7 protein-coding genes and 1 pseudogene are annotated in these 7,714 nt (G+C 51.1%); 5 read left to right on the forward strand and 3 right to left on the reverse strand.

Translation table 11 applies throughout. The features are described from left to right. Positions 1-18: 18 nt before the first annotated feature. Positions 19-774, forward strand: coding sequence for a DUF4225 domain-containing protein (locus tag PUZ33_RS13485; RefSeq protein ID WP_058681155.1), 756 nt, complete (start codon positions 19-21; stop codon positions 772-774). Between the two features lie 599 nt (positions 775-1,373). Here the strand turns inward: PUZ33_RS13485 and PUZ33_RS13490 are convergent. Continuing rightward, the gene (locus PUZ33_RS13490) at positions 1,374-1,715 is read right to left on the reverse strand and encodes a DUF3024 domain-containing protein (RefSeq protein ID WP_058681154.1); all 342 of its coding nucleotides are present in this window, start codon (positions 1,713-1,715) and stop codon (positions 1,374-1,376) included. 80 nt (positions 1,716-1,795) lie between these two features. After that, positions 1,796-1,921: pseudogene (locus PUZ33_RS13495) on the reverse strand (helix-turn-helix transcriptional regulator); the annotation flags it as partial. Between the two features lie 705 nt (positions 1,922-2,626). Here PUZ33_RS13495 and PUZ33_RS13500 point away from each other — a divergent pair. The 4 genes from PUZ33_RS13500 (at position 2,627) to PUZ33_RS13515 (ending at position 7,464) form a co-directional block, all read left to right on the forward strand. Beyond that, complete coding sequence (locus tag PUZ33_RS13500) at positions 2,627-3,457, forward strand: CPBP family intramembrane glutamic endopeptidase (protein ID WP_058681153.1); 831 nt, start codon at positions 2,627-2,629, stop codon at positions 3,455-3,457. Positions 3,458-3,815: 358 nt separating this feature from the next. Continuing rightward, positions 3,816-4,832: an iron ABC transporter substrate-binding protein gene (locus PUZ33_RS13505; protein WP_058681152.1), complete on the forward strand. Its 1,017-nt coding sequence runs from the start codon at positions 3,816-3,818 to the stop codon at positions 4,830-4,832. 24 nt (positions 4,833-4,856) lie between these two features. Further along, positions 4,857-6,431, forward strand: a complete 1,575-nt coding sequence (locus tag PUZ33_RS13510; protein ID WP_058681151.1) for an ABC transporter permease — start codon at positions 4,857-4,859, stop codon at positions 6,429-6,431. A gap of 1 nt (position 6,432) precedes the next feature. Continuing rightward, positions 6,433-7,464, forward strand: coding sequence for an ABC transporter ATP-binding protein (locus PUZ33_RS13515; RefSeq protein WP_040021458.1), 1,032 nt, complete (start codon positions 6,433-6,435; stop codon positions 7,462-7,464). Between the two features lie 141 nt (positions 7,465-7,605). On the opposite strand, the gene PUZ33_RS13520 is transcribed toward PUZ33_RS13515, so the two are convergent. Continuing rightward, a partial coding sequence (locus PUZ33_RS13520) for an IS3 family transposase (protein ID WP_131729156.1) occupies positions 7,606-7,714 on the reverse strand: 109 nt, incomplete at its 5' end.

Here is a 7,714-nt window from a genome sequence, read left to right on the forward strand (position 1 = left end):
TTGTGACATGGAGGTCGAATGTATAACCATAACCGTGACAAAAATCGGTTTGAGCATAAAGTGCGAGAAATTGAGCTTCTTACAGAGCAAATTTCCGCAAAACATTTATTTTATGGTACTTCTGGTCTGTTTTTTGAGATTCAACAGCTCGTGGGGCATTTGAAAAGAGAGATCGAATCCCACTGCCTTACCTTTCTCGGAGGGACTCAAATCCTTGACGAACAGATACGACATCTCCGCGAACAGGATGATCTGCTTACCTTTAACCGAGCAAAAATGTTTATAGTTGTCGAGAAAAATCAGGCAACAACAACGACTATAGCTCTCAAGCAGATTGGCTTTGTTGCAGGCGGAGCACAAGTTTATGGTGGGGCTAGTTTATGCGTTGGATCGCTTGGGTTAGCTTGTGCTGCATACGGGGCTCCGATGATTGCTCATGGGTTAAATAATGTATACGAAAACGGGTACTATCTTCTTTTCCGTGAAGAACAATCAGGATCCGTGAGAGAAGCGTACAGATTTGCTGCAAAAAAGCTGGGTTATGGTAATAATCAAGCAGATTTAATTTACGGTGTAATTGATCTCTCTTTATCAGCATACGGTGCAGGTAGAAAAGTTCTGGCTTCCAGAGAAAAGTCATGGAGTTTGTTTCACAATATCCAATCTGATTATATCAGAGGCTGGCAAGAGGCATCTAAAACCGCAATTACACTTGATGCGACCAGTAGTAACATTACAGGTTGGCAGATGTACCAGATAGCTAAAGAGAACTGATTATGTCACAAGATTTAGAATTTTCGCTTTATCCACCGATCTGGCCTGCTGTGGTCTATTTCATTGTGTCTATTGTGGTTTTTTTCTTGCTTTATTTGGGGAAGTTAAAAGTTAATAGGCTTCATAAATATCCATTGTTTATTGCTTATATGGTATTTGTAATCGCTATTGCATCCATTCAGATAAACATTTTTGCAAATGGATACGATTTTGTAAGAGGATTTTTGCATATTGATTTTGATCCCTATCGATATGACTCGGTATATTGGGGATCCTTGTTTTTCTCCATGCTTTACTTGCTGGCGACGCCCAGAAACAATTTTTAGCATTTCACGCGGTTGTTCAACGTGCCGGCTTTGGTGGCCGAGAAACCACTTATAAGCAGTAGTGGGCTGCCCAGTGTGGTTAAGGTTGCAGCCCGCGATCACGTGTGCGTCGTGCTATGGCGATCATTTTCTTTGGAAAACGCTTGAGGTAACAGGCTAAAAAAACTTCAACAAAATGATCAGATTACAGCTGATTTTTTCACACCTGTAATTCCATCCAACAAGAAAGGCCATATCTCTGTGACTTCTTTCATCACGCAGATGCCTCTTTCGTCATCCGAAGAAGCAATAATCCGGGTCTGCACGCACAAGCTCAAGTGCATCCGTCAGCGAAAGCTCAGTACTGTATAGATGCCATTTCAAATCCTTGCGCATCCAGTAGAGTTTCCATCTGTCCTGTGAGCGGACGTATCTGATTCTGACGTTTGGAAGAATGTGCGTTTCACCTGGTTCACCTCGCCATACAGGTCGTAACTGACCAATCTCTACGGTCTGGTCGCTGATGCTGTAGACGATATCCAGCTTAGAACGGATGTGGACTGGTGGTCGAATGCTTTCAACAAATTGCTTCACTTCCATTTTGATGGCGTTGAACTCAATGTTATTGAATGCCATGCATCCTCCTGTTCAATATTTACTGTTTGGTTGGCAGCCTGACGCTCATCAAGCCAGCGCTCAACCTCTTCAGCGTTCTAGGCACAGCGCCCATCTGTAATGTACCAACGCTTCGGAAATCCTCCATTCTTTTCCAGCCTGTAGATAGTGCTCAGTGACAAAGGCACTATAGTTAGAAGCTCTTTCTTCCCAACCGCTAGTTTCATTTTTTCCTCCTCAGTTGTACCAATTTCGCTATTTGGAACAACCAGAACAACGTTTTCTGAATATATATGCGTATTTTTGTTTGCGAGTTGCCCCGCCATAAACTATGCCATCGTATAAAATTTTGTTGGCGTAATGCTGTAATTGATTACGGATTCCCGTGATGATTCCTGGCGCAGTATCCATGCAGACGAATATGGGGGCTTTAGGGGGATGTAGGATTATTGAATGTGATAATTCAATTCATTTTCAATGAGTTGATTTTTAATATTCAATCCTACAGGGTAATCCAGCCCACTCTTCCCCAGACCGACCAACCGCTACCGATCCTTCACTCTGTGCCCGCTTCTAACCGTCTGATTTGCGTGGTTAATTCCAGATGTGTATCATTCTGAACCCGGCTCTGTAGCCTGTCGGTCAGAACGTTTGTTCCGCCATCGACCGGTCATTGGTGTAGTTCCAGTCAGGGCCACCATACCGCCACTAGCTCATCGGGAAGAGCGACAACCAGGATGTTGTAGTACGGGGTTCGAGGCTCCGGTGGCGGACCAACGCCGACTTAGCTCAGTAGGTAGAGCAACTGACGTGTAATCCGTAGGTCATCCGTTCGATTCCGGTAGTCGGCACCCTATTTATGGCTTCCCCGTGGGATGCCTCCGGCACGACATTCATTTCACTGTTGTACATGCCAATCATGAAGGACATTTATGTGGTATCTACTCGCAACTTCGCTTGCCGCACTTTCCCTGAATAAAAGCCTGGCTTACCTGATGCTGGGGTTAACGGCATTTCTCGGCTGGAAACAGAGCATTCTTGACGCCCCGGCGCTGCTGGTGATTGCATTAATCGTTATTGGCTGGTCTGTTGTTGAATGGCTACGTAATAAAAATAATAAATATACTTATCTGGTCGAGGGCCTGTGCGTGGTCATCGCCGTTGCCCTAGTTTTGCATGCGATCCCTGGCTTCCATAACCCGAAGGTACTGGACGCTGTCGTTGTTGGTCCGCAAAGCATGCCGTTCAGTATGTACTTTAATATGGACAAGGCAGTGGTGCCGTTCTTTTTAATTACGTGCATGCCAACGTTATTCGTAGCAAAACCCCTTTATAAAGCTGGCAAGGTAGGCTGGGGAATATTGGTATTGGCGATACCCGCGCTGTTACTTCCGGCTGTTGCGTTGGGCGGACTGAGAATTGAGCCGCATGCGCCAGAATGGTTTGCTCAATTTGCCCTTGCGAATATTTTCTTCGTCTCTTTGGCCGAGGAAGCCTTGTTCAGAGGCTATCTGCAGCAGCGCTTGTCCCGGGTTGTGCATCCTGTTGTAGCACTGTTGATTGTCTCACTCATTTTTGGGCTAATGCATTATAGCGGCGGTTTACTGCTGATTATTTTTGCCAGCCTCTCCGGTATTATTTACGGCCTGGCGTGGATGTGGAGCGGCAGGCTCTGGGTTGCAACGTTCTTCCATTTTGGGCTGAACTGCGTGCATTTATTGTTCTTCACCTATCCGATGTACGCCCCTCACGCGTCTGTGTGATGCTTTTTAAAATAGTGGCCTTATAAATTTGGCTGCCTCCGGATAAGCATAAAAAGCCCCGAAGCATCGGGGCTTTTTTTATATATGCCGCGGGCATGAATAACACATTTACCTTCGCGTCAGAATAAATAGAAGACTAATGAATTTCATTGTTGGCAGGCTTAAGGTTTTCTTAATCTAAAAATTATCTCGCATTAAAATTTGGGTTTTTATCATTCTAAAATCTGCTAAAAACGAATTTTACACTTTTACGTCTAAACTCGATTGATAGTAATTATCATTAGCGTTGTTGTATGCTTTAATCCTGTCCCACACAGCCCTTTGTTGTTTATCACGTTGGTCTATTAAGGATATGTTCATGAATTCTCGCCTGCTGTCATGCTTCTCGCTTGCCCTGTTGTCTTCATCACTTTTCCTTTCAACTCAATCGGTTGCCGCTGATAACAACGAAGGTATCGTTGTTTATAACGCGCAGCATGAAAATCTGGTGAAGTCGTGGGTAGACGGTTTTACCAAAGAAACGGGTATTAAGGTCACGCTGCGTAATGGCGATGACAGCGAGCTGGGCAACCAGCTGGTGCAGGAAGGCAGCGCATCGCCTGCGGATGTATTTTTAACTGAAAACTCGCCGTCAATGGTGCTGGTTGATAACGCCAAACTGTTTGCGCCATTAGATGCAGAGACATTAAAGCAGGTACCGGCGGAGTATCGTCCGGCACACGGTCGCTGGATCGGGATTGCCGCTCGCAGCACGGTGTTTGTCTATAACCCGGAAAAACTGAGCGAGCAGCAGCTGCCAAAATCGCTGATGGATCTGGCTAAACCCGAGTGGAAAGGCCGCTGGGCTGCCTCTCCGTCAGGAGCCGATTTCCAGGCGATCGTCAGCGCAATGCTGGCCCTGAAAGGCGAGCAGGCCACCCTTGAGTGGCTCAAAGCGATGAAAGCCAATTTCGTTGCCTATAAAGGCAACAGCACCGTGATGAAAGCCGTTAACGCCGGTCAGATTGATGGCGGGGTGATTTATCACTACTACCGTTTTGTCGATCAGTCCAAAACGGGTGAAAACAGCAAAAACACTAAGCTCTATTACTTCAAACACCAGGATCCGGGCGCCTTTGTTAGCCTCTCCGGCGGCGGCGTGCTGGCGTCCAGCAAACACAAAGCGCAGGCACAGGCCTTCATTAAATACATCACCGGCAAAGAAGGGCAGGAGAGCCTGCGCACCAATAACGCCTTTGAATATGCGGTGGGCGTGAATGCGGCCTCTAACCCGAAACTGGTGCCGCTGAACGAGCTGGATGCACCGAAAGTGGAACCTTCCACGCTTAACAGTAAAAAAGTCATCGCGCTGATGACGCAAGCTGGCCTGCTGTGATCCTGAGAGTAAAGTGAACGTCCTATGTCTGGTCTGAGTCTCGACATCGGCAAAAACAGAGTGCGGGAGCCTGCCCGCAGGCGTCCTGCGCTGCCGATGGTTGCGTTAGCTGTCCTGTTTTCATTAATGGCGCTTCTGCCTTTGGGCTTTATCATTGCCATAGGCATTGAGACGGGCTGGGAAACCATTAAGGCGTTGGTGTTTCGCCCGCGTGTTGCTGAGCTGCTCAGCAACACGCTGTGGCTGACGGCCTTAGCGGTGCCACTCTGTATCGTCACCGGCGTGGCGATAGCCTGGCTGACGGAACGTACTCAGCTGGCCGGGCGGGGGATCTGGTCTGCGCTGGCGGTGGCCCCGCTGGCCATCCCCGCGTTCGTACAAAGCTACGCCTGGGTGAGTGTGGTGCCTTCCATGCATGGGCTTTCTGCGGGCGTGTTTCTCTCCGTGTTAGCCTACTACCCGTTTATCTATATGCCCGTGGCGGCGGTGCTGCGTCGTCTGGATCCAACGCTTGAAGATGTTGCCGCTTCGCTCGGCACGCCGCCGTGGCGGGTCTTTTTTCGCGTGGTGTTACCGCAGCTTAAGCTCGCGATTTGCGGCGGCGCGCTGCTGGTGGCCCTGCATCTGCTGGCGGAATATGGCCTGTACGTGATGATCCGCTTTGATACCTTCACCACCGCCATTTACGACCAGTTCCAGTCGACATTCAGTGGCCCGGCGGCAAACATGCTGGCGGGGGTGCTGGCGCTATGCTGTCTGGCCATCTTGCTGCTGGAAGGGGTCACCCGCGGGAAAGCCCGTTATGCGCGCATCGGCGCTGGGGCGGCACGTGAACAGACGCGCTGGCCGCTAAAGCCTGTTGCTGCGGCGTTGGGCCAGCTGTTTTTCCTCATGCTGATTGTGCTGGCGCTGGGCGTACCGCTCACTGTGCTGTGTCGCTGGATATGGCTTGGCGGCGTACAGAACTGGATGAGCGCCGATCTCTGGCACTCGCTGCGCCAGACGCTGATGCTCGGTGTGGGCGGCGCGCTGCTGACCACCGCCTGTGTCATTCCCATCGCCTGGCTCGGTATCCGTTATCCGCACCGCATCTTCCGGATGCTGGAAGGGTGCATTTACATCACCAGCTCTCTGCCGGGGATCGTCACCGCCCTCGCGCTGGTCACGGTCACCATTCACTATGCACGCCCGATTTATCAGACCGAAATTACGCTGTTCCTGGCTTATCTGCTGATGTTTATGCCCCGTGCGCTCATTAACCTGCGGGCCGGGATTGCCCAGGCGCCGGTGGAGCTCGAAAACGTGGCGCGCAGTCTGGGCAGCACGCCCGCGAAGGCATTGTGGAGCGTCACCATGCGATTGGCCGCGCCCGGTGCGGCGGCAGGGGCGGCGCTGGTCTTCCTTGGCGTCAGTAACGAACTGACGGCGACGCTGCTGCTCTCCCCGCTGGGAACGCGCACGCTGTCCACCGGTTTCTGGGCGCTGACCAGCGAGATCGATTATGTTGCCGCTGCGCCTTACGCCATGCTGATGATTTTGATTTCACTTCCGCTGACCGCCATTCTTTATATGCAGTCCAAAAAAATTGCAGGGCTATGAGATGCTTGAATTAACGTCCATTTCTAAATCGTTTTCCGATGCGCAGGTGCTCGACAGCTTAAACCTGAGCGTCGCGCCGGGAAGCCGGACGGCGATTGTCGGGCCGTCAGGGTCGGGTAAAACCACGCTGCTGCGTATCCTTGCCGGGTTCGAAACGCCGGATAGCGGACGTATCGTGATGCAGGGCCGAACCCTGTTCGATCAGAACAACTTTATTCCCGCGCATCTGCGTAAAATTGGCTTTGTTCCTCAGGAGGGGGCGCTCTTCCCGCATCTTAATGTGGCAGACAACATTGCCTGGGGATTAGACGGTACCCGCCACGAGAAGCGCCAGCGCGTGGAAGCACTGATGGAGATGGTCTCGCTTGACAGACAACTCGCCACGCACTGGCCGCATGAAATTTCCGGCGGCCAGCAGCAGCGCGTGGCGCTTGCCCGCGCGCTGGCGCAGCGTCCTTCCCTGATGCTGCTGGATGAACCCTTCTCGGCGCTGGATACCGGCCTGCGCGCCATGACGCGTAAGGCCACGGCTGACCTGCTGGCGGAAGCGGGCGTGGCCTCGATCCTGGTTACTCACGATCAAAACGAAGCGTTGTCCTTTGCCACGCAGGTGGCGGTCATGCGATCCGGACGTTTCACTCAGGTCGGCACGCCTTATCAGGTCTATAGCCAGCCCGTGGATGAAGAGACGGCGCTGTTCCTGGGGGATGCGGTGATCCTGCCTGCTCAGCTCGCCAGTGGCTATGCGCTCTGCGCGCTGGGCGAAGTGCCCACGGACAACGCCCAGGCGACGGGGCAGGGCAGAGTGATGTTGCGCCCTGAGCAACTGCACGTGACGGCATGCGCGGCGCACGAAAGCCCGGTATCGATTGTTGATGTGGATTTCACCGGCCAGCTCTCCACGCTGACGCTGGCGTTAGCCGGACAAACGGAGCCGATTACCCTGAAAACCGTCAGTCAGCCTGGATGGCACCCGGGGGCGGCGGTGCGTATTGATATTGCTGGTACGGCGCGCGTTTTTGAATATTCTTAATGTTCGTTAGTCATTTAATCCAACGGGTTGTTATAAAAGAATTTTCCTTAACGTGTGGCATTTCCTGAGATTCTCTACCATGCTCATAAAACCTCACCATCATGTGTGAGGTTTTTCGTAGTTTGAATCGCCACGGATAATCTAGACACTTCCGAGCCGTTGATAATACTGGTTTTCATATTCTGTCGGTGACATCTGTTCGCTAGAACCATGCCGACGCTTACTGTTATAAAACATTTCGATGTAATCA

The organism is Enterobacter cloacae complex sp. 2022EL-00981, assembly GCF_028737495.1.
GTDB lineage: Bacteria > Pseudomonadota > Gammaproteobacteria > Enterobacterales > Enterobacteriaceae > Enterobacter > Enterobacter cloacae.